Raw genomic sequence first — 25,720 nt, 5'->3', positions numbered from 1 at the left:
TTCGGCCAGGTTTTGGTGTTTTAAGACCGGATAATATGTGCCAAATAATCGCTTTGGTCTTAAGCGAAAGGTATTGGGCTGTACTGGTATTAACGTGTATTTTTTTATCGGTATATTCGGCGGGTTTTAATTGGTTTAAGCGTTTTCCAGTTGAAAATAATCCGGGTTTTAAAAGTGGCGAAATAAAAATGCCATGAATAAAACCTAGAATTAAAAAATAACAAACAAAACACAAGGCTGAAATATGATTAAAAAAATAACCCAGGCTGTTACGACAGTCGCTCTCACCGCTGTTGTTAGTGCTCAGGCACTGGCAATTGATATTCTGGCTCACCGGGGTGCTTCTGGCGAATATCCTCAAAGTACCTGGTTGGCATTCCACATGGCACTGGAGCAAGGTGCTGATGTGTTGGAAATGGATGTTCATATCTCAAAAGATAAACGCATTATCGTTAACCATGATGAGGATCTGGTGCGCAATGTTGGTATCGAAGATGAGATCAAAGACCTGACGCTGGAACAGATTAAGCAGTTAGACGCAGGTCATGAATTTACGCTGGATGACGGTGCAACCTACCCATTCCGTGGTCAGGGTATCACGCTGTTGAGCTTACGTGAGTTATTCGACTACTTCCCTGGTCTGCGTTACAACATCGAAATGAAAGCCAATGACAAAGAACTGGCCGAAGAACTGTGGAATGTGATTTCAGAGTATGGTTACCAGGATCGTGTGGTTGTTGCTACTCAGAAATCCAAAGCGATGAAACACTTCCGTAAAGTAAGTGATGGTGAAGTAAAAACCAGCGCTACTATTGCCGAGCTGATTGGTGCAAGCCTGGCCTGGAGTTCTGGCTGGGGCTGGGCGTACAAGCCGAAGTTTGATGTTGCTCAGCTACCTTATGCGATCACGACCAAGCCTTACGTACGTTTTTTCCAGAAGAAAGGTGTAACGGTTGACCTGTGGACAGTAAACAAAGAAAGCCACATTGAACGCTCTATTGAAATGGGTGTTGATGGCATTATTGGTGACTATCCAGCACGTATCTATCAGGCACTTGAAGCAGCGGGCGACCGTTAATCTTCACCTGATATCAACTGCAGTAAGAAAGAAAAGCGACTGGCCTTCGGGTCAGGCGCTTTTTTTGTCTTCTTAATAAGCGAAGTCTGTTAAACCAGACTCTTTCGTTCTGCTTTGCTTAAGCCGGTGTTTGGCCAGGACTCTATTAATACGACTTATCAGAGTCAGGATTGTCCGTACCAAGGCTTGGTGATTAAGCATTGCAGCATCGACATAAGTATTCCTTGGTTTGCTGCCAAATTAATGGGGTATGTAAGCGGATGACTCTGGTGGTTAACGATGTAAAAAGGTTAATAGCAGCCAGCGATTTACTGCGAGCCTGGTCGGTTATAAGAGGAATTAATTGGGCTGTGTTTGGAGGAGGGGGAGAAGATGGAAATAGAGAATCAAATGATAAAAATAATATGCGGCTAAGCGCCGCATATTATCAGAACTTAAGAATTACTTAAGACGACCAACAAATTCGATCTGACCTGGAATCTTGTTAGTGATTAAGGTCCAGGTTTCCGTATTGGTTGCATTATAAACAGAGCTTGTCAGCTGGCTATCTATCTGAGCCATCCAGGTAATTTTACCAGCTTCATGGTGCTTGAAAGAGCCTGTCAGAATACGGCCCATGGTAGCACCTGCAACGGATGGAATACCTTTAGGTAACTGAGCATTTGGTGTCGCTTGAAGACCAGCAACTTTTGTTGCAACAGCGTTATCGTCTGTCAGATCCAGGCTGTGGAATTCCCATACAGGAGCGCTGCGTGCAGCTTTACCGGTTGCTTCATCGGTTACCATACCCTGGCCTAAGTCGCTCATGATCAGGTTATAGCCAATGTTGCCACCGTTGCCACTTACTGCACCCATTGCCATACGGCCGTTATTGGTTAAGTTCTGCATGTTCATTAAATATGAATCATCAAACTCATCAGTGCCCGTCAGAACACGAATCATACATGGAGTGTAAGCTCCTGGGACGCCCAGCTTGTGTCGGATAGCAGCGGTTGTATAAGAGGCAAAGTACATGTTGCCATTAGCATCTTTCGCTGCGCCAGATACTGCGCCACAGTTGTTTACGGAGTCTGTGGCCAGGCTGTTGTCTTTACTATCGACGATAACCAGCTTTGTCAGACCAGGGTCTGACTTGTCAGCCGGGTAAAAACCAACGGTACCAACAAAACGGTCGCCATCAGTTGTCGGGAAAACAGCCCAGCGCGTGCCATCATCACCTTCTTTTAATGCTTCCAAAGAAATGGTATCAACCTTATCGGTGCTAGGATCGATATCGATCAGAGTCATGGTCGTAGGGTTAAAGGCAATTACCTGCAGGCCTGCTGCATCCAAAGCGTAAGCTTTAGTTGCTGACATAAACTGAGTGGCTCGTAGCAGGTCACGGCCGATGGTGCCTGTAATACCAGATAAATCGAGCTCTTTATCCAGGGCAGGAGCTCCTTCATTATTAACTGTATAGCGCTTCAGGACACCTGAAGTTTTCATGCCAACATAGAAAGCGTTATCAGGGTTATCGCCGGAAGGCAGTGCAATGCCGGTGTACTCGTTAATAGCCAGCGCTTTTTTAGGATCGAATACTGTATTTTCATCAAGAGTGTCTGTGATGAAGTGCAGTGAGATACCTGCTTCTGTCGTCCATGCAGTACTTTTTACCAAGTATAGAGGTTTGGCCAATGGGTCGACTGGGTCCTTAGAATCTACCGGGTCTTTAGGATCGGTAGCCGGTGTTTCTGCAGGCTTGTCGGTAACCTTGTTATTGTTGTCATCGTCTGAGCCGCAGCCAACCAGTGAAAGGCCTGCTGCCATACAAAAAATAAGATTATTTAGTTTCATTGATCCATTCCAAAAATAAAAACTCCCCTCAACGAATTGATGCCCACGGCATTCGGATAGGGGAACGTATGAGTAAACTAACGTCCTGCAAGGCGAATTGAGATTGAATCTCAATCAAAAAAACGGCGCAAATGATAACCATTCCCAAAAAGTACAGCAAGTAAAGTCCACCGCTTTTACGTTTTTTACACTCGTGATCGGGATATCAGGAAGCGCTGTTTTTTACTTGCAGATGGCCTTTATCAGAACGTAAGATTACTCATTCTCATTATCAGCTAAGTCTGCTGCTGCCTCGTTAATATGAGGCTTTTTGACTTAAGTTGTTGATATCACTTGTTTATTTAATCGGCCTTACCGCTCTGGATAATGACGTTATGCTCCTGCGCCGCGCACCTCAGAAAACATGTCACTTCGCTAAATTGTTTGGTTTCCCCGGAAAACTGACTGCTACGGCAGCTTTAGTTTCTTTTCAGTCATTCGTGTGGGCCGCAACTGAGTCGGTCAATAATAAAGAGACCGCAGAGCTGGACGATGTTGTGTTAGTCGCAGAGGAAGCTGAGGAAGTTGTTCTCGAACAGTCGGCTGCAGCAGTTGATGTGATCAATCTTGTTACTGATCAGAAGCTGACAGCAGATTTGAGTGAAGTGCTTTCAAGAGAGCCGGGAATCAGTATTCGTCGAATGGGTGGGTTGGGGTCACGAGAACGTTTCTCTTTGAATGGTTTGCGGGATGAGCAAATTCGCTTTTTTATTGACGGTATTCCATTGGAAATGTCGGGTTACACATTTGGTGTTGGCACCATCCCGGTCAACCTGATTAGACGCGCTGATATCTATCACGGTGTCGTGCCTATCAAATTTGGCGCGGATGCGTTAGGTGGGGCGGTTAATCTGATTACGGAGAAAGGCCGTGATGGAACCGGTGGCTCAATCTCTCATTTGATGGGTGATTTTGGCACTAGCCGATCAACTGTCAATCTGAAGTATGTTGATGGTGATAGTGGTTTCTTTAGCCGTTTAAACGGCTTTTATGATTACAGTGATAACAATTACACAGTTGATGTAACAATCCCGAATCGTTTAGGGCAAATCGTGCCGTATAAAGCAAAGCGTTTTCACAATGCTTTTGAAGGTCAAGGTGCTAATGTCGATTTGGGGTACACAGGAAAAAAATGGGCAGACTTAATCCAATTAAGTCTATACACCAGCAAATACTATTCTGAGATTCAGCACAATGCCACCATGAGTAAAGTTTATGGTGAACCCACTATCGAACGTAATACTTACGGTGCTAACCTGCGCTATGAACAACAGTTTCTGGACGAGTTATCACTGGAAATCACCAGTGGCGTATCTGAGCTGAAGTCGGAATTTATTGATGTCGCAGATTATTCCTATTTATGGGATGGCAGAGAAGTTGTTACTGCTGCCCCGCACCCTGGTGAAATAGGTGACCCTTGTGACTGTACTACCTGGAAAACTAGCCAATTCAGTATCGTGCACGTGCAGTGGGATTTTGCGCGGGATCAATTACTGGAGTTCTCAACTGCACCTACATGGAACCAACAAACCGGAAGAAATCATCATATTAAGGATGCTGATGCTGACCCGATTAATTCGGATCGCGATATGTTCAGCTTGGTCTCTGGTGTAAATTACACACTGAATTCTTTTTCGGGAAAACTTCAGAACCAGATCTTCGTTAAACACTACAGCCAGGAGCGTGAAAGTGATCAGCAGGGAGCAAGCAACAAACTGAAGTCCAGTGTTGATCGTACCGGTTGGGGAAGTGCTATCAGATACAGAATTTATGACTGGTTATTTGCGAAAGCTTCGTATGAGCAAGCGACACGTTTACCTGGCTTTAATGAAGTATTTGGTGACTCAGAAACTATTATCCCGAATCTCGATCTGAACGAGGAATACACGAATAACTACAACCTTTCTCTAAAGGCTTCAGACCTGGTTACCGATTATGGTTCATGGAATGGTGAAGTTAATTTCTTCCTTCGTGATATTGAGGAAGCCATTATGTTGATGACTGTGAATGATGTTTCTCAATACGAGAATATTGGTGCTGTAGAGTCTGAAGGTGTTCAAACGTCAGTTTCCTGGTCGTCCCCGGAAGACTTTGTTAACGTGACTGCCAACTATACAAATTTTGAATTTATTAATACTGCTGATACAGGCTTGTTTGCTCGATTTAAAAACCAGCAAGTTCCCAATCGTCCTCATACCTTCTTTAATACAAAGATTAGCCTCAAGTGGTTAGGGGTCTTCTCAGGGTATGATGAATTTTCTCTAAGATGGAACTACAGATATGTTGATAAGTTCGAACTTATCTGGAAAGGCCAGGGGTTGGAAGAATTTAAACCATCAGTGGCTGCACAGGAAAGCCACACATTAGGTGCTACTTACAGCAAAGATTTTTTCCCATATGTGGCAAGCCTTACTGCCGAGGTTCAGAATCTTACCGACGAAAAACTGTTCGACTACTACGGTGTACAGCGTCCGGGACGGGCGTTCTTCGTGAAGGCGGTTTTAGAATTCTGACTTGATGGGTTGTGGCAATATACCTGCCTACACTTCTTATATTTGTGTTCGGATAAAATACCGGGGTTTGGATTAATCCAGAACCCGGAATTTTTTATTGTGAAGCGTGTTTTACTTACGTTTCTTACAATTAATCTTCTTCCGGACGAATACTTAATGAGCTTGCAACGGTTGCGATTGCATACGCGTCCATATCAGCACCGTCAGACTGTAGAGTAATTCGGCCATTTACCTGAATGGCTGCAACCGTTTTTCCACCGACGCTCAGGTAATAACCCAGAGGGTGATCGACCGGGATGAAGCTGCCTTCCATGTTATGTATGGATTCGATTTTTAGCTTTTTATTTCCGAGGGTCATGTCGCCTGCGACTTTTCCACTTGGACCAAAGTCTACTAACCCGGCACTTTTTTCAATGGTGATGCTACCAACTGTCTTATTTTCTGGTGTTTTAATGCTGCATTTGTAGGGAGAGTTTCCACCGAAGGAAAAGTTACCGACATTGACACTCGAGCCACCACCATAACAATTAAGCAGCCAGCGTTTTTGCGTCTTGTTGTTGGTGATCTCTGCGGCCATTGAACCTTCTGCGCTGGTGACAAAGTCACCGAAATAAGATGATTGTGAGGCATCCCGATCGTATTTCCCCTGATACAGACCACCCAGATCAAACGTGCCATCCATGCCGAGCCCCCAGAACTTTCCATCGGTGGTCAGTTTCACCGGAGGCTGAGATGTCAGATTTTCCGGAACTTTAATACTGGCTAATTTGGCAGAACAACCTGTCAGGGTCATTAAAACGGCAGGGATAATTATTGCTTGGTTCATAATCATTAATTCTCGTATTCAATCTCTTATGTTGCGATCGCGTTAAGTGTAGGTGATGAATGTTTTGAGGATGGTTTATTTCAGTAAATTATCTACAGATGTTGCTTTAAGTCGCAAAATGGCGAACTGACACAGTTCACAAAACAGCCGATTTGACCTTTAATGTTAGAGTTTTGGCTGTTTTGTTAGTTTTAGCGCTGGGGTTGTGTGAGATATTTCAGAAAAGAGTCGTATAAATAGGAAGGTTCCTGATGAAATATTTATTACCGGTTGTGGTGTTGTTAGCGGCAGGTTGCGGTGGGGCTTCGTCTGATTCCTCAGAGTCACCTGTGGCAAATAAATCCGGAACGGAAAATCCAAAGGTAGGTGAAAATAAGCAATCGGGAGATGTTGTACCATCGTCTGATGTTGTCGGTAGTATCGCGTCAATGACTCATATGTTGGCGAAGCATGAAGCGGTATCGGAGCAGAGTGTTACCGGTACCTGGGTTGCTTCCTGGACGATTCGCAGTGAGCGCAGTGATATCGTCGCGGCACCAAGAATTTCTCAGTACCCTGATCTGTTGGTTAAGCGTACCGAGTTTGTTGTTATTCGTCCGGCAAGTAACGGCAGTGGCGTTGAGATGGCCAGCTGTAATGGCAATGGCATTGAGACGGCTACTTTATCTGGCGAGACCTTGTCGACAAATAGCCGTAAGCTGGCCTTAGTTTCGAATAAAGAGATGGCAATTTCTGAAGTTGTGAAGCGCGATAAAGTTGTCGTGCCAAGGCTGAATAAAAACTTTGATTACGAACCGTCGTTTGCTGAAACCAAAACGTTGAATGCAAAGTATATTAAGGTCAGTGATTCTTACGGCTCGTTGGGTAGTTTTGTTCAGGATTGGCGACCAACGACGTTACAGCCAACGGATAAATCTCACGCAGAAATAGAAAAAGATATTTACTGTGTACAGCTTGACAATGTCACGAATGCCGGGCTTTATACCTTACGCTTGGGCAGTGATGATAAGATGAAATTGCACGTTACTGGTTCCGACTATAACCCTCTTGAGCCAATGGCTTATGTATCTGAGCCTACTTACAATGGTCCATTATCAGGTTTGATTGATACTGGTGTCGAAGCTTGTAAAGCCAATCTTGATCTGAACCACAGTGGTGAAGATGGACGTATTTCCGGCCGCTTCCTGATTCAGAAAAACGGTGGTGATCAAAACGCTGTGAGCGATCAGAGCCTGGATATTAATCTACGCTGATTCAGTAACGTTTTAATTTGGATTATATGTGAAGAAATTGCTGCTGGTTTTTGTTGCCATTTCAATGGTGATTTATCTGGGGGTAAAAGATGTGCTGAACCCTTACTTTCGTGAGGATATTCAGCACACTGTTTATACCATTGGTGATTCGGCTTACCAGCGATCTCTTTCTGAAGACAAGCGGGTTGTAAAATTTGGCCCTGCTTTCTGGGGTTTATATCCAGGGGGCTTGGCCTTTCCTACGAGCGAGAAGGCTGAAGCTTATTATCTACAAAATCGGGAGCAATTTGGTGCCGTTGGTAGTCGCTGGGTTGTTGCGGAATTATCCGGTGATCTGGAGTTGGATACTTACGCTGAAGAGCATCAGCGTTATCTGAATAAGTCTTTGTTTGTGACTCGTATCGTTAAGTCACTGTAACGGCATATTGGTGGAGTGCTAACAAAAAGCCCCGGATAACCGGGTTATCCAGGGCCAGATGCGGGGTGCTGTTTTATTATCGTATCAGGCTTCTGCGGTGGCCTGTTTTAACATGCCATACAACTCATCCTTCAGGTGCAGGCGACGTAATTTCAATTCTTCCAGGCGCTCGTCAGATGCTGCTTCGACTTGCTCCTCAATTTTGCGTACTTCGCGATCGATATCATGATACTCATCGAACAGGCGCGCAAAGTGGCGGTCTTTCATTTTCAGTTCACGGATTTGTTCGCCCATCTCTGGGAATTCGTGGTGAAGATCGTGGTGTTCAATCATTGTTTGCCTCCTCTAAGAACAACTTCAGAGTAACGCGACCGCTGGGTGTTATCTTGATACATGTCAGTTAGGCAGGTGCGTTACCGAATCTCTCTGCTATATTTGATGCAAGTCAAACACAAGCCCTATTAACAGGGAGGTTTCTGGGATGATCCGGGAAAATTGGTCTAAAGCGCAGGTTGCCTGCCTTGATGACGAAGATCATGCACTGCAGTTGGTTTCCCATGCCCTGAAGCAGTTTGATCTGCGCACCTTCAGTTGTTCCCAGAGCTTCCTCGATGGGGTGGGGCAGCAGACTGAGTGCATATTGCTTGATATACACATGCCAGCCTCAAAGCACTCGGGTTATGAGGTGTGTCGTCTGTTGCGACAAAACCCGGCCACGACTCATACCCCGATCATAATGGTGTCGGGCAATCATCAGTTAGATCAACGGCTGGAAGCGTACTCGGCCGGTGCTGATGACTTTATTTCTAAGCCATTTGATTTGCAGGAGTTGCAAGCCAAAGTCGAGCGGGCAGTGTTGCACCGCGCACATCATGTTGATTTGGAATGCCAGGCGGATGAGGCTCGTCAGACGGCTTTTGAAGCCATGACTCACTCCGCTGAACAGGGTGAAATTACCCGCTTCATCGAGCAGGCTGGTGCCAGCACCAGCCCAAAGCAGTTATTTGATCTCTTGATTGGGACGCTGAAGAACTTTGGACTTAATTCGGTTGTTGCAGGCTGGCAAAACAAAAAACACTTATTTGTGTCCCACCTGGCATCCGCTAAGCCATTAGAAACTGAGCTGTTAAAAAGCTGTCGTGGTGGTCGGCGGATCATTGAGCTCGATCGACGCATGATTATTAATTACGATCAGGTGTCCCTGTTAGTGAAGAACTCTCCCTGGCAGGAGGCTGCACGTTACGGGCGGATAAAAGATCATTTATGTGTCCTGATGAGTGCGATCAACGAGCGCCTGATCGCTTTAAAAACCGAGCAGCGGCTGCAGCATCAAACTCTGCTGCTTCAGGCGGTTGGCGACTTACGTGATACGCTGGAGAAAATTCAGCAGGAACGCGAAACCCGATTTGATGAGGCACAGCTGAAAGTTGCCGACCTCGAATTAGAACTGAAGGAAGAGGTATTGCTGCTCAATCTTGATCATGACCAGGAGGAACATCTGATTCAGCTGGTGCGTCAGCATGTGCAGCAGCTGGATAGCTGTTATCGCCGCAGCAGTGAATGCCAGCAAGAGTTACAGCCGATTCTGGAAGGCCTGGAGCAGGTTGTCCAGGCAACACAAACCTAGTTGTTAGCGAATCACTTTTAGCAGTGCCTGCTGAATCCATTGTTTCAGTTGTGGTGCAGGTAATGCACCAGCGAGGCGGTCTATTTCTTTGCCCTGATGAAATAAAATCAGAGTTGGAATGGAGCGAATACCATACTGACTGCTTACCTGTTGCGCCTGTTCTGTGTTCACTTTGGCGAAGCGGGCATTAAATCTCATGTCGCCAGCCACCTCTTTAAAGATGGGTGCCATCATCTGGCAAGGGCCACACCAGCTAGCCCAGAAATCAACCACCACTGGTAAATCATTTTTCTGCAAAAAGCGGGCAAAATCTGCATCGGTTACATCGACCGGATGACCATTAAATAAATCGTGTTTGCAGCGTCCACACTGGCCCTGCTCATTGGCGCGCTCAGGTGGAATGCGGTTAACCGCAGCACAGGAAGGGCAGGTGTAGTGCATTATTCACTCTCATTTATCACTCTTACTGTGTTCTATATAAGGCATCAGGAATAAACTTCAAGCCTTTTAATGCAATGAAGGCGTTTCTTCAGTGCTACTTTGGTTCAGCGTTTGGCGTAACCATTTAATAAACGTCTCTGGCGGTATTTGTGGTTGTTGTGCTTGATACAGAGCGGCGACGCGTTGAGTGTGCTGCAGTGAGCGTATGTGCTGCAGCACTTCCGGAAATTCCTTTGACGTTTTAATGGCGCTGGAAAACACCGTTTTTTTACGACTGATGCGGTTCAGGCTAAAGGCCGGTTTAACCCGTTTGTGGCAGCGGCAGGGATTTATTGATTCGATCAGGCCACAATTACTTTGCATAAAATCATTAACTGATTCACGCGCTCGTGACAGGCGCTTGCGGAAACTGGCGCTGGAAATGTGTTGCACCTGTGCTGCTTGTTGATGATCCAGTTCGAGAATTTCTCCGAGGATATAGCTCAGGCGTAACTCGGGTGTCAGACATTGCAGTAACGCCTGGGTGCAGCCGATACGTACTTCACTGATGAGTTGTTCTTCATAGGCGCTGGTATTTGCGTCCAGTTCCAGACCGTTTGCCAGATCTTCTGAGAATTCATCAAAAGTCATCATAACGACGTTGTTTGATTTCAGACTGTCCAGTAAATGATTGCTCGCCAGCCGATAGACCCAGGTTGAAAACTGACTGTCTCCATTAAACTGATTTAGCCGCGTGGTGACTTTCAGCAGAATTTCCTGTGTGCGATCTTCAGCATCCTGAGGATGCATCAGAAAGCGGAAAGCCAAAGCGTACACATTGGGCTGAATCGCCCGGATCAGAGATTCAAGCGCTAACTGTTGGCCCGCCCGGGCCTGGCTGATGAGTTGCTGAAGCTGATCCGGGCGAATCTTCATGGCTATTTCTCCAGAATTTTTTTCAGTTCTTTTAATTCTGACGCAAGAATTGCTGACTGTTGCTTCAGAGCGCCTTCGAGTTGTTCTAACGGTGCTGGCGGCGGTGTTAGTACAAAGCAGTAAACACTGTTGTTGTCGGGCAGAGGCGTGATCCTGGAATTGGCAATACCTTCGCTGCCATCCGGAAATGTCATCAGCCAGTCGACGGTGCCGGATTGCGCATCGCTGATTACCTTCAGACCAATTTCAACTTTGCCCTGAGGGGTCATTAGTACCGCCTTACCGTCATCAGAAACAGTAGCAAAGGCGTTGGTCCAGGCGGGTAGGTTTTTCGCTTCAGCAATGTATTGAAATGCCTTGTCAGCGCTAAGATTGAGGCCGATATGTTGGATGTCGTACAGCATGGAATAGTTCCTTAATGATTGGGTTGTAATAATTAGACGACCCGAAGCAAGAAGGTGTGACAAAAAAACAGAAATTTATTTTTAGCGAGGTTAAAAATGCATAAAAAAACCTCCGGTGTATAAACACGGGAGGTTTTTATTAAGCGGGTGCTGAAGTTTCGCCGAAATCAGGATTTCGGAAAATGACTACCAACTTTATCGATAAAAGGAGCTTTTTTAATTTCACCGATAATACGGGCGTCGACAACTTCTCTGCCGTCTTCAAAAAACAACAGTGAAGGTGGGCCAAATACCGCATGATCCTGCATAAAGGCAACGTGCTCTTCGCTGTTATCGGTTACATCCAGTTTTATCCAAGTCATATGACTGAACTGCTTTTGTACGTCGGCGTGAGAGAAGATCTCTGCATCCATCACTTTGCAGCTGATGCACCAGTCAGCGTACAAATCCAGCATGATAGGGCGCTGGCTGCTGCTGATCATTTCCTTCACTTTAGCGACGGAGTCGGTTTTAAAAAACGGACTGGTTTGTTTCGCTGCCGTTGGCGCTGAGGCCGTTGTCACCGATTGCACTGCTAATGGTTTTAACGGATCAGACTGGCCTTGCAAAACACCCACAAAGGCAACTGCGCCATACAGGAAGAATACCCAGGCGATGCCTTTGACGATGCTTTGTTTGCCAGAAGCAGCAGGTTCGAAAGCACCCAATACCACGCCGTATACCAGTGCCAGTAACGCCCATAACAACAGCGACACCTGAGCCGGCAGGAAGCGTGATAATAACCAGATGGCAACACCTAACAGCAGGATGCCGAAGAAGGCTTTGATCTGATCCATCCAGCCGCCAGCTTTTGGCAGTATCGATGCACCTGTGGTGCCCAGCACAATTAATGGTGCGCCCATACCCAAGCCAAGAGCCAATAGTGCGCTACCGCCCAACCAGGCGTCACCTGTGGTACTGAGGTAAACCAGAGCACCGGCCAATGGCGCCGATACGCAAGGAGAAACCACCAGTGCGGACAATACACCCATAATAAATACGCTGAACCACTGACCACCTTGTTGTTTCTGGTTCAGGTCGTTCAGGCGGTTACGTAAACCGGATGGCAATTGCAGTTCGTATAAACCAAACATCGCCAGTGCCAGCGCGACAAATAAGATCGAGAAAACAATTAGTACCCATGGGGTTTGCATCCAGGCCTGAATATTGGCCCCGGCGCCTAATAAACCCACGGTTAAACCGGCGGCGGCATAGGTCAGTGCCATACCCAGAACATAAATGGTCGACAGGGCAAAGCCTTTTGCCGGGGAGGTATTGTTCTGACCAAGAACAACAGAAGTCAGAATCGGCACCATAGGCAATACGCAAGGCGTAAATGTCAGGCCTAGCCCCAACAGGAAGAACAGGCCAACAACAGCGCCCCATGAGCGGTTGGCAAACCAGTCATCTTCGCTGGTGGCTGCCGCAGCAGTGCTTTCAGTTAAAGCTGGCGCAGGTGTCGCTGCATTGTCTGCGGCTGGCTGGGAGTTGGCTGAAGCGGGTTGATAGTCCAGTTTCAGCCGTTGTGGTGGATAACATAAACCTGCATCCGCACAACCCTGGTGGTTCAGTTTATAAGGGCCTGGTTGTAGCTTGGTTAAATCAAAACTGACGCTTAACTCGTGATAAAACGCGGTAACTAAACCAAACGCTTCGTCTTGTTTTTCTTTGCCCTGTTGGGAATAAAAATCCGGATAGTACTTTTCTTTACCCTGCTTCAGATACAAGCGGCTTTTATACAGGTAGTAGCCGTCGCTGGTATCAAAGCGCACATTCAGGCGATTGCCATCGACTTCCGTGGTAAACGGAAAAGCCTGGTCTACCGGCAGAAATTTGGGTTCGTCATTACCGACCACTTCATCCAGCAAGCTGGCGTGAGCAGACTGCCAGCTCAGAGCCAGCAGCAGTGAGAATAACAAAGAGAACAACAGGGGGCCGAAACCAGATCGTGGGCTATGGCTAGCTGCAGGTGAGCTGTACCAGCCTCGAATCACAGAGATCAAAATAAAACTTCCTCATGGTCATGTACTCGCGCCAGCGGATTTGCTGGCGATGTGGCTCATCAGGTGTTGCGTTTCACGGCTAACAGGGCGAGCGCTTTGAGCGCTTCTTTGGCATCTGAATCCGGTAAAAGTTCCAGTGCTTGCTGTGCTCTTGCGGCACAGTCATCGGCTTTCTGGCGCGTATAGTCCAGAGAACCATTGTCACGAACGATGCGTAATACGTCGTCCATATTGTCCAGGCCACCCTTACGGATTGCCTGGCGAATCAGTTTAGCGTCATCTTCCGGCGCATTGGCCATGGCGTGAATCAGCGGCAGTGTTGGCTTGCCTTCAGCCAGGTCGTCACCGACGTTTTTACCTAAGGCTTCTGCATCACCTTCGTAATCCAGCACGTCATCAACCAGCTGGAATGCCAGGCCTAATTCACGGCCATAAATCTTCAGGGCGTCCGATACATCCTGATCCAGTTCCATCAGGCGTGCCGCCCCGTAAGTTGATGCTTCGAACAACATAGCGGTTTTGCCATGGATCACATCCATATACTGCTGTTCGGTAGCATTCGGGTTTTTAACGTTGGTCAGCTGCAACACTTCGCCTTCGGCAATAACGCTGGTAGCATGGGATAAAATATCCATCACTTCCAGTGACTTCAGGTCAACCAGCATCTGAAATGAGCGGCTATATAAGAAGTCGCCCACCAGTACACTTGGCGCGTTACCCCACTTGGCATTGGCGGTTGGATTGCCGCGGCGCATATCCGAGGTATCCACCACATCATCGTGCAGCAGAGTGGCGGTGTGCAGGAATTCGATCACAGTCGCCAGTTTTACAATGTCGGCATCACAGCGATTAAATGCCTTACCTGTCATAAGTACCAGCAACGGACGGATACGTTTACCACCGCTGGAAACGATGTAATCTGCGATCTTTTCTACCAGAGGAACGCGTGACTCCAGCTGCTCGTGGATCAGGGAATCTACGGCCTGGAATTCGTCTTTGATTACGGCAAGGATGTCTTGAATCTGCATGATGAAAAGTCGGCGCGCGCTCTGATTAAATTAGGGAAAGGTAAAGCAGGCGCAAATGCTAGGGAGCATGGGCGAAACTGTCAAGAATTACGACACTGATTGGCTTGCTTTCGATTCCTGCCTGGGGTATAGTCTCGCGCCCCGAAATTCTGCTCTCTGCTGATATGGAAACCAGAGTGTTGCCAATAGATGTAGAAACTGACTGACAGGCAGTCTAAGTAAGAAGCGGTGTTTAAGCCGGGTATTTAAATAGCGCAAATTAGCGGAGATCGTACAATGTACGCAGTAGTGGTAACTGGCGGTAAGCAATACCGTGTTGAAGAAGGCCAGACTCTGAAAGTAGAGAAACTGGAAGTTGAAACTGGTTCAGCAGTTGAGCTGGAAAAAGTATTACTGATCGGCAACGGCGACGACGTAAAAATCGGTCAGCCAGTTGTTGAAGGCGCAAAAGTAACTGCAGAAGTAGTTGCTCACGGTCGTCACAAGAAAGTGAAGATCATGAAGTTCAAGCGTCGTAAGCACCACATGAAGCAGATGGGCCACCGTCAGTGGTTCACTGAACTGAAAATCACCAGCATCGCTGGCTAATATTTTTTTAAAATTTATTTCCGAGGCCCGGTGTCGGTGTGCCACATCGACCACTTCCGCAGAGTTGCAGCGGCTTCATTGAAGGAGAGATATTATGGCTCACAAAAAGGCTGGTGGTAGTACCCGTAACGGTCGCGATTCCGAAAGTAAACGCTTAGGCGTAAAACTGTTCGGTGGTCAGGCCGCTAAAGCAGGTAACATCTTAGTTCGTCAGCGTGGCACTAAATTCCACGCAGGTGAAAACGTTCGTATCGGTCGTGACCACACTCTGTTCGCAACTGCTGAAGGTTCAGTTAAGTTCGAAGTTAAAGGTCCTAAGAACCGTAAAACTGTTAGCGTTATTCCAGCTGCTTAATTAAGCACTCAACGCAAACAGAAAATTGCCCTGGCAACAGAATCTGGTGTCGGGGCATTTTTGTTTTTATCTTCACATTAGAGTTATTGGTTTGCAGGTGCATTATTTCTGCAGACGCGCGATAGAAAAAGGGTTGCCGATATGAAATTCGTCGATGAAGCACCGATTGTTGTCGAGGCAGGCAAAGGCGGTAATGGCTGTATGAGCTTTCGCCGGGAAAAGTACATCCCGAAAGGCGGCCCGGATGGCGGTGATGGTGGTGATGGTGGTTCCATCATTCTGGAAGCCGATGATGCGGTAAATACCCTCATCGATTACCGTTACACCCGTCGTTATCGTGCGCCGAATGGCGGTAACGGTACCAGTCGTAACTGTACCGGTGCTAAAGGTGAAGATCTGATTCTGAAAGTACCTGTAGGTACTACGGCAATCGATGTCGATACTGGCGAGACGCTGGGTGACTTAACCGAAGATGGCGAGCGCCTGATGGTAGCGCGTGGTGGTTACCACGGCTTAGGCAATACCCGTTATAAGTCGTCGACTAATCAGGCTCCACGCCAGACTAAACCGGGTCAGCCGGGTGAATCCCGTAACCTTAAGTTAGAGCTGAAAGTTCTGGCGGATGTTGGTTTGTTAGGTTTGCCAAATGCTGGTAAGTCTACCTTTATTCGTGCAGTGTCTGCGGCCAAGCCAAAAGTAGCCGACTATCCGTTCACTACTCTGGTGCCGAACCTGGGTGTGGTGAAAATTGAAGATCACCGTTCTTTTGTTGTTGCCGATGTTCCGGGCCTGATTGAAGGTGCATCAGAAGGTGCTGGTTTGGGTACGCGTTTCCTTAAGCATCTGGTGCGTACTCAGCTGTTATTACACATTGTTGATATGGCGCCGTTTGATGAGTCTGATCCGGCTGAGCGTGTAATGGCGATCAGTCAGGAGCTGGAGCAGTTCTCTCCGGGTCTGGCGCACCGTGATCGCTGGCTGGTGCTGAACAAGCTGGATATGGTTGATGCCGATGAGCGTCAGGCGCGTGTTGATGCCGTGCTGGAGAAACTGGATTGGCAAGGGCCGGTATTTGAAATTTCTGCGCTGCAGCGCGAAGGCACCTTTAAGCTCAGTTGCGCCATTATGGATTATATGGAAGAGCGTCGTCAGCGTGCTTTGGATGATGAAGAGTTTGCTGAGCAATTGCTGGCAGAGCGTGAGATGGTTGAGCAGGAAGCACGCGAGCATGTTGAAATGCTGGAAGAGCGTCGTCGTTTAGAGCGCATGGCCCGTAAGGCGGCTAAAGAAGACGACGATGATGACGACGATTACGATGTAGAAGTCGTCTATACCACGGAATAGGCTGGCTCACTGGCCCAGAACAAAGTAAGCCTCGACCCATAAAATAAGTCCGAAACAGATGAGTAACGAACTGATCGAACAACTTACCAATCACAGGAAAAAGTTAGCCCGGCAAAAGCGTTGGGTGATTAAAATTGGTAGTGCCTTGCTGACCAACGATGGTCAGGGCCTTAATCGTGACGGTATGGCCAGTTGGGTGGATCAGATTGCCCGCTTGCTGGAGCTGGGGCATGAGGTGGTTCTGGTTTCTTCCGGTTCGGTCGCCGAAGGCATGACGCGTCTGGGCTGGAAATCCCGCCCGGATAATGTTCATCAGTTGCAGGCAGCGGCGGCTGTGGGTCAGATGGGATTGGTTCAGGCGTATGAGTCATCCTTTGCGCGTTACCAGAAATCCACCGCACAAATCCTTCTTACTCATGATGATCTCAGCGATCGCACCCGTTACCTGAATGCTCGCAGCACGTTAAAAACGCTGCTTGAGCTCGGTGTGGTGCCGATTGTTAATGAGAACGACACGGTTGTTACCGACGAAATCTGTTTTGGTGATAACGACACCTTAGGTGCCTTGGTAGCCAATCTGGTTGAAGCGGATGTGTTAGTGATTCTGACCGATCAGGATGGCTTGTTCACTGCCGATCCGCGTTCTAATCCGGATGCTGAAATCATTCATCAGGGTCAGGCATCGGATGAGCGTTTTGCTGCGATGGCTGGCGGCGGCGGTGCGCTAGGTCGTGGCGGTATGGTGACTAAGGTACGGGCGGCAACATTAGCGGCGCGTTCAGGAGCTGATACTGTGATTGTGGGTGGTCGTATCGACAATGTGATTTCCCGTCTATACGATGGCGAGCTGCTGGGCACCTTGCTGCTGGCCGATAAAGAGCCGGTGGCGGCCCGTAAGCAGTGGATTGCCGGCCATTTGCAAACCCATGGTGAGCTGGTGTTGGATGCCGGTGCTATTAAGGCGTTACGCGATGGTGGCCGCAGTTTATTGCCGATTGGTGTGATTGCCGCAAACGGACGATTTGAGCGCGGTCAGGTGGTTGCCTGCAAAGATGAGCAGGGCAGGCTGGTTGCGAAAGGGCTGGTCAATTACAGTCGCTCAGAAGCATTAAAGATTTTAAGAACTCCGAGCTCAAAATTAGAAGAAGCTCTGGGGTTTGTGACAGAACCAGAAATGATTCACCGCGATAATCTGGTTGTTATTTAAGAATATTATTTCTCGGGAGAGTGGGATGATCGAGCAAGTAAACGTTGCTGGTATTGAAGTAAACAACGACAAGCCATTCGTACTGTTTGGCGGTATGAATGTGCTGGAAAGCCGCGATCTGGCCATGGCTATCTGTGAGCACTATGTAAAAGTGACCGAGAAGCTGAGCATTCCTTATGTATTTAAGGCGTCGTTCGACAAGGCGAACCGCTCCTCGATCAACTCCTACCGTGGCCCGGGTATGGAAGAAGGTTTGAAGATCTTTGAAGAGATCAAATCGACCTTTAACGTACCAATCATTACCGATGTTCACGAGCCATTCCAGGCCGCTCCGGTTGCTGAAGTGGTTGATGTGATTCAGCTGCCGGCTTTCCTGGCGCGTCAGACCGATCTGGTGGTTGCCATGGCTGAAACCGGTGCAGCGATTAACGTGAAGAAGCCTCAGTTCCTTGCGCCGCATGAAATGCGTCATATCATCAAAAAGTTCGCGGAAGCGGGCAATGAAAGAGTGATGTTGTGTGAGCGTGGTTCCAGCTTCGGTTATAACAACCTGGTGGTTGATATGCTGGGTATGGACGATATGAAGAAGCAGGCGCCGGTTATCTTTGATGCCACTCATGCGTTGCAGCGTCCGGGTGGTCGTGCCGATTCGGCTGATGGCCGTCGTGCTCAGGCATTTGAGCTGGCGCGTTCCGGTATGGCTTTGGGTATCGCAGGCTTGTTCCTGGAAGTGCATCCAAATCCGGCTGAAGCTAAGTGTGACGGTCCATGTGCGTTGCCGCTGGATAAACTGGAACCATATCTGGCACAGATGAAGGCGGTTGATGAGCTGGTTAAGTCATTTGAGCCAGTGATCATCGACTAATAAATTGTCATTAACTCTTAGTTGAGTATTAGATGCTCACTAAGAGTTGACACCCGAGGGTGATATCAGGATAATTCCGGCCCTCTTATATGGGGCACCTTGATAGCCCTTTGACTTGAACAACCAATTTTGAGGAGCCGACTGTGGCAAATTCCGCTGGTTCTCGTAAACGCGCCCGTCAGGCTATCAAACGTCGCGCGCGCACTGTTGCACTGCGTTCTATGGTTCGCACTTACATCAAAAAAGTTAACGCTGCTGTTGCTTCTGGCGACTACGAGCAGGCACAAGCTGCTTTCGTTAGCTCTCAGCCATACATCGACAAGATGGTTAACAAAGGTATCATGCACAAGAACACTGCTGCACGTACCAAGAGCCGTCTGAACGCTCGAGTATTCGCACTGAAAGGCTAATCGCTAATCAGTTCGACAAAAAACCCGCAGTTGCGGGTTTTTTTATGCCTGTTTGAAATTCATGGATGCTGCTCCTGATTCCGGTTATTTTTCAGTCGCCGGATCTGTGGGCCATCCCTGGCCCTAGATCCTATCGCAGAGTCCCTCTGCTGCTTTGAAAAACAACAGCAATCTGCATCAGTCGATCTGAGAAATTAAATACAGCGAACATAGAATGGAAAAAGAAGCGCCAAAACAAGGAACCGAAGAGAAAAGCAGCGGCAGTAGTTTGCTGAGGTCCTCCTCCATCGTCAGTGTAATGACGCTGCTCAGCCGTGTGCTGGGTTTAGTGCGCGATGTAATGGTGGCTCAATACTTTGGTGCCCGCGCAGATGCCTTCTTTGTTGCGTTTAAGATTCCTAACTTTTTCCGTCGCCTGTTTGCCGAAGGTGCCTTTTCCGTCGCCTTTGTACCGGTTCTGAGTGAATACAAAACCCAGCGTGGTTTGGTTGAAGTTAAGTTGCTGATTGCCCGGGTTTCCGGTGTGCTGGGGCTGGCGTTGTTGGGTGTAACAGCGTTAGCGCTGCTTGGAGCTGACTATTTGCCCTGGATATTCGCTCCGGGCTTCCGTGATGATCCGGAGAAGTTTGCTCTGACGGCTGAGCTGCTGCGTATCACCTTTCCGTATCTTGCCTTTATTTCCCTGACCGCATTCGCCAGTAGTGTACTGAATGCTTATGGTCGTTTTGCCGTGCCAGCCTTTACTCCGGTGTTGCTGAATCTATGCCTGATCTTCTCAGTTGTGGTGATGACCGACTGGTTCGTCGAGCCCTTGTTTGCGCTGGCCTGGGGTGTGTTTATGGCCGGTGCGGTGCAGTTGCTATTCCAGCTGCCGTTTATTGCCCAGCTTGGTTTGCTGGTTCGGCCTCAATATCAGCCGAAGGATGAAGGCGTTCGCCGTATTGGCAAGCTGATGATTCCGGCCCTGTTTGGTGTGTCTGTGAGTCAGATTAACCTATTGTTGGATACCTTGCTGGCGTCTTTCCTAGAGAGTGGCAGTGTCAGTTGGCTGTATTACTCAGACCGCTTAAATAACTTGCCATTGGGTATTTTTGCCATCGCCATTGGTGTGGTGATTCTGCCGGCTCTTTCTCAAAAGCATGCGTCGGAACAAGGTGAGGGTTTTGCCAAAACTCTGGATTGGGCGATTCGTATGGTGTTCCTGCTGGCTTTACCTGCGGCTCTGGCGCTGGTGACGTTAGCAACACCGCTGATGGCAACCATCTTCTACCACGGTGAAATCACCGCCTACGACGTGGGCAAAATGACCATGAGCTTGCAGGCGTATGGCTCGGGTCTGTTGGCCTTTATGATGATTAAGGTGTTGGCACCGGGTTATTACGCCCGCCAGGACACCAAGACGCCGGTGAAAATCGGTATTCAGGCGATGGTGGTGAATATGGTGCTGAATCTGGCGCTGGTATTCCCGCTGCAACACGTTGGCCTGGCGTTGGCGACCTCTCTGTCGGCTTATTTTAACGCTTATATGTTGTATCGCGGTTTGCGTAAGCAGGGCGTTTATACCGCTCAGCCGGGCTGGTTATCGTTTGTGCTTAAAGCTGTGATTGCCAATATGGCGCTGTTTGCTGTGATGTTCTGGCTGATGGGTAATCCACAGCAATGGCTGGAATGGAGCATGTTGGAACGCAGTGGCTGGATGGCGCTGATTGTGGCTGCTGGTGTGTTTGTTTATTTCACTATTTTGATTGCTGCAGGCCTTCGCCCTCGCCATCTGAAAGGTCAGTTATTCTAAAGCCAGGTAAGCGGTCGAATTGTATTTCATAGCAGCAACAGGATGTTGCGTTAGGATCGCCGGCACATGGATGTGCCGTCCGATCCGGCGGCTGAAATACTATCTGATTGCTTACCATGGTGTTATTTGTGATGGCGCTGGCCGTTAACCGTTCTTTTCCGCACTTCTTGACCAAAATCTGGCCATAAAACTGCTGTCACCCAAGCGGCTGGTTGGCTATAATCCGGCCTTTTCGTTTTTTCGCGGGTTTGCTCTGATGCGTGTTTTACGCGGCCTCCATACCATTACTGCTGATTTCCCCGGTTGTGTTGCCACAATCGGGAACTTTGATGGTGTGCATCTGGGTCATCAGGGCATCCTCAAGTCGTTAAAAGAAGTGGCTGCGCTGAAAGGTGTGCCGGCTCTGGTGATGATGTTTGAGCCGCAACCCAAAGAGTTTTTTGCTCCGGATGCCGCCCCCGCACGTTTAGCTAATGTGCGTGAGAAGTTTCAGGACCTGAGAGACCACGGCGTTGACTACGTGTTATGTCTGCCGTTTAACCAGAACCTGCGCTCTATGTCGGCGGATGCCTTCATCCAGCAAATTCTGGTCGATGCGCTGAAGGTTCAGCATCTGATTGTTGGCGATGATTTCCGCTTTGGTTGTGATCGCAGTGGCGATTATCAGCTGTTGCAAAAAGCAGGAGTCGAATCGGGCTTCAGTGTTCAGGATACTCCGACGCTGGAACTGGATGGCGAACGTGTCAGCAGTACCCGCGTGCGTTCTGAGCTGTCCAGCAACAACCTGTCTCGTGTCGCGCGATTGTTGGGTAAAAGTTATCGCATGAGTGGCCGCGTCGCTTTTGGCCGCCAGCTTGGCCGTACCATCGATACACCTACTGCGAACGTGATGGTTAAACGTCAGAAGCTGCCGTTAAACGGTGTCTACGCTGTGCGTGTTCTGCTGGATGATCAACAGGCCGAACGCGGTGCCAACGAATATTTTGCTGTGGCTAATGTGGGTGTGAAACCGACCATTTCCGGTACCCCTGAGCCATCGCTGGAAGTTCATCTGTTTGGTTTTAAAGGTGATTTGTATCATCAGCACCTGACTGTGGAGTTCCTGCATAAGATCCGCGATGAGCAAAAGTTTGATGGCCTGGATGCTTTGAAAGATGCCATCGAAAACGACAAACGCTCCGCTAAACAATATTTTGCTGCATTGCCGAACTCGTTCCGCAGTGCCTGAAACTTTAAAAGATTTTAAAAGTCCGCCTTATTCGGCGCATTAATTAAGTGACCTAGCTATGAACGACCGCTCCAAGAAAGATACGGTAGAAAGCCAATACAAGTCGACTCTGAACCTGCCTGACACGGATTTTCCGATGCGTGGCAACCTGGCGAAGCGTGAGCCTGAAATGCTGGCGCGTTGGGAAGAGATTGGCCTGTATCAGAAAATTCGTGAAGCACGTGCGGGTCGCGATAAGTTTATTCTGCATGATGGCCCTCCGTACGCGAACGGCAAGATTCATATTGGTCACGCGGTAAACAAGGTTCTGAAAGACGTCATCATCAAGTCTCAGACCTTAAGCGGTAAAGACGCGCCATACATCCCGGGCTGGGATTGCCATGGTTTGCCGATTGAACTGAAGGTGGAAGAGAAAGTCGGTAAGGTTGGCTCTGAGAACAGTGACGGACAGGTCGTAACCGCCAGCGAATTCCGTACTCATTGTCGTGAATATGCCGCAGAGCAGGTTGACGGTCAGCGTCAGGACTTCAAACGCCTGATGGTATTAGGTGATTGGGAAAACCCATACCTGACCATGGACTTCAAATTTGAAGCCAACATCATCCGTACTCTGGGCAAAATCATCGATAAAGGTCACCTGCACAAAGGCTTTAAGCCGGTTAACTGGTGTAGCGACTGTGGCTCTGCTTTGGCCGAAGCGGAAGTGGAATACGAAGATAAGCAATCCATCGCTATCGATGTGAAGTTCGCCTTCGCCGATAGTGCGGCGATTCTGTCTGCCTTTGGTGCTGATGTCGCTCATGTGGACAAAACCGTAAGCATCGTTATCTGGACCACCACACCATGGACCATTCCGGCAAACGAAGCTGTATCGGTTCACCCGACACTGGAATACTCGCTGGTTCTGCTGAAAGAAGCGAATGAGATTCTGGTGCTGGCTGCCGATCTGGTTGAAGACGCGATGCAGCGTTATGGCATTGAAGAATTTGAAGTACTGGCGACTGCTAAGGGTGCTGCTTTTGGTCAGTTACCTGAGCAAGGTGCTGCGCCATTCAGCGTTAAGCATCCATTCATGCCGGCCAAAGATGGTTCGGCCGACAAGTTTGTGCCAATCATCACCGGTGATCATGTAACCGCTGACTCTGGCACCGGTTCTGTTCACACCGCACCAATGCACGGTGTTGACGATTACAACGTATCCAATGTTTATGGTGTTGCCGCTGAGCAAATGCTGGTCGACAACAACGGTAACTTTATCGCCACACCAAGCCTGGAAGCGCTGGAGCTGACGGGTTTAAGCACGGCCGATAAAGGCAACTTCCGTGTATTAGGTTTGCTGGCGGAAAAAGGCGCGCTGCTGAAAAAAGCCAAGATCAAACACAGTTATCCACACTGCTGGCGTCACAAGTCGCCGATCATCTTCCGTGCGACTCCTCAGTGGTTTATCAGCATGAAACAAGCGGGTCTGCTGGATACCGCCATGCATGAAGTGGAAAACACGGTTGAATGGCGTCCAGGCTGGGGTAAAGCCCGTATTGAGGGCATGATGACCGATCGTCCGGACTGGTGTATTTCCCGTCAGCGTACCTGGGGTGTGCCAATTGCTTTGTTCGTGCATAAAGACACCAGCGAGTTACACCCGAACAGTGCTGAGCTGATCGAAAAAGTGGCGCTGAAGGTTGAAGAGAAGGGCATTGACGCCTGGTTTGACCTGGAAGCTGACGAGCTGTTAGGTGCTGATGCTGCAGACTACGTGAAAGTGACCGATACACTGGACGTTTGGTTCGACTCTGGTGTCACTCACACGGCTGTGTGTAAAGAACGCGATCAACTGCAATTCCCGGCAGATCTGTATCTGGAAGGTTCCGACCAACACCGTGGCTGGTTCCAGAGCTCGTTGCTGACCTCGGTTGCGGCTCATGGTCAGGCGCCATATAAAACGGTTCTGACTCATGGTTTCACCGTTGATGCTAATGGCCGCAAGATGTCCAAGTCTCTGGGCAACACCGTTGAGCCACAAGCGGTGATGAATAAGCTGGGCGGCGACATTCTGCGCTGGTGGGTAGCGGATACCGACTACAGCGGTGAGATGACGGTTTCTGATGAAATCCTGAAGCGTAACGCTGATGCTTACCGTCGTGTCCGTAACACCTGTCGTTTCCTGCTGGCGAACATCAACGGCTTTAACGCCTCGACCGATATGGTGGATGGCAAAGACCTGTTGCCGCTGGATGCCTGGATGGTGAACTACACCAAGGCGCTGCAGGAAAAAGTGATTGCTTACTATCACGATTACGACCTGAAAGGCCTGACTAAAGCACTGATGAACTTCTGTGTGACTGAGCTGGGTGGTTTCTATCTGGATGTGATCAAGGACCGTCAGTACACCTGTAAAGCGGATGGTCTGGCACGCCGTAGTGCTCAGACTGCTCTGTTTCACGTACTGGAAGCGATGGCTCGCTGGATTGCGCCAATTTTGTCGTTCACAGCAGAAGAAATCTGGGAATGCCTGGCGGCTGCCGGTTCTGAACGTGAAGAGTCTGTGATGCTGAGTGAGTGGTACACCAATTTCCCTAACATCACCACTGGCGAATTTGATGACGCGTTCTGGAAAGATATTCTGGCTGCCAAGGCAGCAGTGAACGGCGTACTGGAAAAAGCCCGAGGCGAGAAAGCGATCGGCGCTAGCTTAAGTGCTGAAGTTGAATTGTTCGCTTCCGAAAGCATCAAAGCACAACTGGATAAGCTGGGTAACGAGTTGCGCTTTGTGCTGATTACTTCGGGTGCCGTGGTTTCTGACTTTGCTGCTGACTCTGGCGAGGAAACTGAGCTTGAAGGCCTGCGAGTTGCTGTAAAAGCTTCAGAAAAAGAGAAGTGTGAGCGCTGCTGGCACCATAGCGATGATGTCGGCAACAACGAACAGCATCCAACGTTGTGCGGCCGTTGTGTTGAAAACGTAGAAGGTGACGGCGAAGTTCGTCACTACGCGTAATAGAGGCTACTGATGATGTCTAAACAAGGTTCAGCAATCATCTGGTTATGGTTGGCGGCTCTGGTATTTGTACTGGATATCGCCACCAAGCAAATTGCCGAGGCTTTCCTGAATTACGGTGAGCCTGTGTATTTGTTACCGGTTCTGGATTTCACCCTGTTGTATAACAAGGGTGCGGCATTCAGCTTCCTGGCGAATGAAGGTGGTTGGCAACGCTGGTTCTTCACCGCAATTTCACTGGTGGTCAGCATTGTGCTGATCGTTTGGTTGAAGAAGTTACCGCGTACTCAGTTGTGGCTGCCGATTGCTCTGGCACTGATTCTTGGCGGTGCGCTTGGTAATCTGTTTGATCGCGTTATGTTTGGCCATGTGATCGACTTTATTTCAGTACACTGGGATAAATCCTATTTTCCAGCCTTTAACATTGCCGATTCGGCTATCACGGTTGGTGCCATTATGATGGCCATCGATGTTGTATTAGAAGGTAAAAGGGAAGCTCAGCAAAAGGCTTCCTGAGATTTA

General features: G+C 48.6%; 23 protein-coding genes. 15 read left to right on the top strand and 8 right to left on the bottom strand.

Annotated elements, in window-relative coordinates; genetic code table 11:
* Positions 1 to 244 precede the first annotated feature (244 nt).
* Entirely contained in the window at positions 245 to 1,078 is an 834-nt protein-coding gene (locus ACOQOZ_RS10860) for a glycerophosphodiester phosphodiesterase (protein WP_420592293.1), read from the top strand.
* A gap of 441 nt (positions 1,079 to 1,519) precedes the next feature.
* Here the strand turns inward: ACOQOZ_RS10860 and ACOQOZ_RS10855 are convergent, their stop codons facing one another.
* Entirely contained in the window at positions 1,520 to 2,911 is a 1,392-nt protein-coding gene (locus tag ACOQOZ_RS10855) for a hypothetical protein (RefSeq protein WP_420592292.1), read from the bottom strand.
* A gap of 374 nt (positions 2,912 to 3,285) precedes the next feature.
* Here ACOQOZ_RS10855 and ACOQOZ_RS10850 point away from each other — a divergent pair, with 374 nt between their 5' ends.
* Positions 3,286 to 5,463 (top strand): TonB-dependent receptor plug domain-containing protein, encoded by a 2,178-nt coding sequence (locus ACOQOZ_RS10850; RefSeq protein WP_420592291.1) that lies wholly within the window; start codon positions 3,286 to 3,288, stop codon positions 5,461 to 5,463.
* Between the two features lie 130 nt (positions 5,464 to 5,593).
* On the opposite strand, the gene ACOQOZ_RS10845 is transcribed toward ACOQOZ_RS10850, so the two are convergent.
* Complete coding sequence (locus tag ACOQOZ_RS10845; protein ID WP_420592290.1) at positions 5,594 to 6,289, bottom strand: hypothetical protein; 696 nt, start codon at positions 6,287 to 6,289, stop codon at positions 5,594 to 5,596.
* A 251-nt stretch (positions 6,290 to 6,540) separates the two neighbouring features.
* Here ACOQOZ_RS10845 and ACOQOZ_RS10840 point away from each other — a divergent pair, with 251 nt between their 5' ends.
* Complete coding sequence (locus tag ACOQOZ_RS10840) at positions 6,541 to 7,542, top strand: hypothetical protein (RefSeq protein WP_420592289.1); 1,002 nt, start codon at positions 6,541 to 6,543, stop codon at positions 7,540 to 7,542.
* Between the two features lie 28 nt (positions 7,543 to 7,570).
* On the top strand, positions 7,571 to 7,960 hold the full coding sequence (locus ACOQOZ_RS10835; RefSeq protein WP_420592288.1) for a hypothetical protein: 390 nt from the start codon (positions 7,571 to 7,573) through the stop codon (positions 7,958 to 7,960).
* A gap of 84 nt (positions 7,961 to 8,044) precedes the next feature.
* On the opposite strand, the gene ACOQOZ_RS10830 is transcribed toward ACOQOZ_RS10835, so the two are convergent.
* The gene (locus tag ACOQOZ_RS10830) at positions 8,045 to 8,293 is read right to left on the bottom strand and encodes a YdcH family protein (protein ID WP_420592287.1); all 249 of its coding nucleotides are present in this window, start codon (positions 8,291 to 8,293) and stop codon (positions 8,045 to 8,047) included.
* A gap of 148 nt (positions 8,294 to 8,441) precedes the next feature.
* Between ACOQOZ_RS10830 and ACOQOZ_RS10825 the strand changes: the two genes are divergently transcribed.
* The gene (locus tag ACOQOZ_RS10825; RefSeq protein ID WP_420592286.1) at positions 8,442 to 9,587 is read left to right on the top strand and encodes a response regulator; all 1,146 of its coding nucleotides are present in this window, start codon (positions 8,442 to 8,444) and stop codon (positions 9,585 to 9,587) included.
* A 3-nt stretch (positions 9,588 to 9,590) separates the two neighbouring features.
* Here the strand turns inward: ACOQOZ_RS10825 and trxC are convergent, their stop codons facing one another.
* The 5 genes from trxC to ACOQOZ_RS10800 form a co-directional block, all read right to left on the bottom strand.
* Positions 9,591 to 10,028, bottom strand: coding sequence for a thioredoxin TrxC (gene trxC, locus ACOQOZ_RS10820; RefSeq protein WP_420592285.1), 438 nt, complete (start codon positions 10,026 to 10,028; stop codon positions 9,591 to 9,593).
* A 66-nt stretch (positions 10,029 to 10,094) separates the two neighbouring features.
* Positions 10,095 to 10,943 (bottom strand): RNA polymerase sigma factor, encoded by an 849-nt coding sequence (locus ACOQOZ_RS10815; protein ID WP_420592284.1) that lies wholly within the window; start codon positions 10,941 to 10,943, stop codon positions 10,095 to 10,097.
* A 2-nt stretch (positions 10,944 to 10,945) separates the two neighbouring features.
* Complete coding sequence (locus tag ACOQOZ_RS10810) at positions 10,946 to 11,347, bottom strand: hypothetical protein (protein ID WP_420592283.1); 402 nt, start codon at positions 11,345 to 11,347, stop codon at positions 10,946 to 10,948.
* 167 nt (positions 11,348 to 11,514) lie between these two features.
* A complete protein-coding gene (gene dsbD / locus ACOQOZ_RS10805; RefSeq protein WP_420592413.1) occupies positions 11,515 to 13,380 on the bottom strand; it encodes a protein-disulfide reductase DsbD in 1,866 nt (621 codons plus the stop codon).
* A gap of 68 nt (positions 13,381 to 13,448) precedes the next feature.
* The gene (locus tag ACOQOZ_RS10800; RefSeq protein WP_420592282.1) at positions 13,449 to 14,417 is read right to left on the bottom strand and encodes a polyprenyl synthetase family protein; all 969 of its coding nucleotides are present in this window, start codon (positions 14,415 to 14,417) and stop codon (positions 13,449 to 13,451) included.
* 276 nt (positions 14,418 to 14,693) lie between these two features.
* Here ACOQOZ_RS10800 and rplU point away from each other — a divergent pair, with 276 nt between their 5' ends.
* The 10 genes from rplU (at position 14,694) to lspA (ending at position 25,714) form a co-directional block, all read left to right on the top strand.
* Positions 14,694 to 15,005: a 50S ribosomal protein L21 gene (gene rplU / locus ACOQOZ_RS10795; protein WP_068659635.1), complete on the top strand. Its 312-nt coding sequence runs from the start codon at positions 14,694 to 14,696 to the stop codon at positions 15,003 to 15,005.
* 94 nt (positions 15,006 to 15,099) lie between these two features.
* Entirely contained in the window at positions 15,100 to 15,360 is a 261-nt protein-coding gene (rpmA, locus tag ACOQOZ_RS10790) for a 50S ribosomal protein L27 (RefSeq protein WP_420592281.1), read from the top strand.
* Between the two features lie 141 nt (positions 15,361 to 15,501).
* Positions 15,502 to 16,704 carry an Obg family GTPase CgtA gene (cgtA, locus tag ACOQOZ_RS10785; RefSeq protein WP_420592280.1) on the top strand — a complete coding sequence of 401 codons (1,203 nt, stop codon included), beginning with the start codon at positions 15,502 to 15,504 and terminating at the stop codon, positions 16,702 to 16,704.
* Positions 16,705 to 16,762: 58 nt separating this feature from the next.
* The gene (gene proB, locus ACOQOZ_RS10780; RefSeq protein ID WP_420592279.1) at positions 16,763 to 17,911 is read left to right on the top strand and encodes a glutamate 5-kinase; all 1,149 of its coding nucleotides are present in this window, start codon (positions 16,763 to 16,765) and stop codon (positions 17,909 to 17,911) included.
* A gap of 25 nt (positions 17,912 to 17,936) precedes the next feature.
* A complete protein-coding gene (gene kdsA, locus ACOQOZ_RS10775) occupies positions 17,937 to 18,776 on the top strand; it encodes a 3-deoxy-8-phosphooctulonate synthase (RefSeq protein ID WP_420592278.1) in 840 nt (279 codons plus the stop codon).
* 143 nt (positions 18,777 to 18,919) lie between these two features.
* The gene (gene rpsT / locus ACOQOZ_RS10770; protein ID WP_068659646.1) at positions 18,920 to 19,186 is read left to right on the top strand and encodes a 30S ribosomal protein S20; all 267 of its coding nucleotides are present in this window, start codon (positions 18,920 to 18,922) and stop codon (positions 19,184 to 19,186) included.
* Between the two features lie 214 nt (positions 19,187 to 19,400).
* Complete coding sequence (murJ, locus tag ACOQOZ_RS10765) at positions 19,401 to 20,978, top strand: murein biosynthesis integral membrane protein MurJ (RefSeq protein ID WP_420592277.1); 1,578 nt, start codon at positions 19,401 to 19,403, stop codon at positions 20,976 to 20,978.
* Positions 20,979 to 21,234: 256 nt separating this feature from the next.
* Positions 21,235 to 22,206: a bifunctional riboflavin kinase/FAD synthetase gene (gene ribF / locus ACOQOZ_RS10760; RefSeq protein WP_420592276.1), complete on the top strand. Its 972-nt coding sequence runs from the start codon at positions 21,235 to 21,237 to the stop codon at positions 22,204 to 22,206.
* Between the two features lie 58 nt (positions 22,207 to 22,264).
* Complete coding sequence (gene ileS / locus ACOQOZ_RS10755; protein ID WP_420592275.1) at positions 22,265 to 25,198, top strand: isoleucine--tRNA ligase; 2,934 nt, start codon at positions 22,265 to 22,267, stop codon at positions 25,196 to 25,198.
* A gap of 15 nt (positions 25,199 to 25,213) precedes the next feature.
* Complete coding sequence (gene lspA / locus ACOQOZ_RS10750; RefSeq protein WP_420592412.1) at positions 25,214 to 25,714, top strand: signal peptidase II; 501 nt, start codon at positions 25,214 to 25,216, stop codon at positions 25,712 to 25,714.
* The last annotated feature ends 6 nt before the right edge of the window (positions 25,715 to 25,720 follow it).

The organism is Bacterioplanoides sp. (assembly GCF_965219715.1).
Classification (GTDB): Bacteria; Pseudomonadota; Gammaproteobacteria; order Pseudomonadales; family Oceanobacteraceae; genus Bacterioplanoides.
This window is presented reverse-complemented; position numbering and strand designations above follow the sequence as displayed.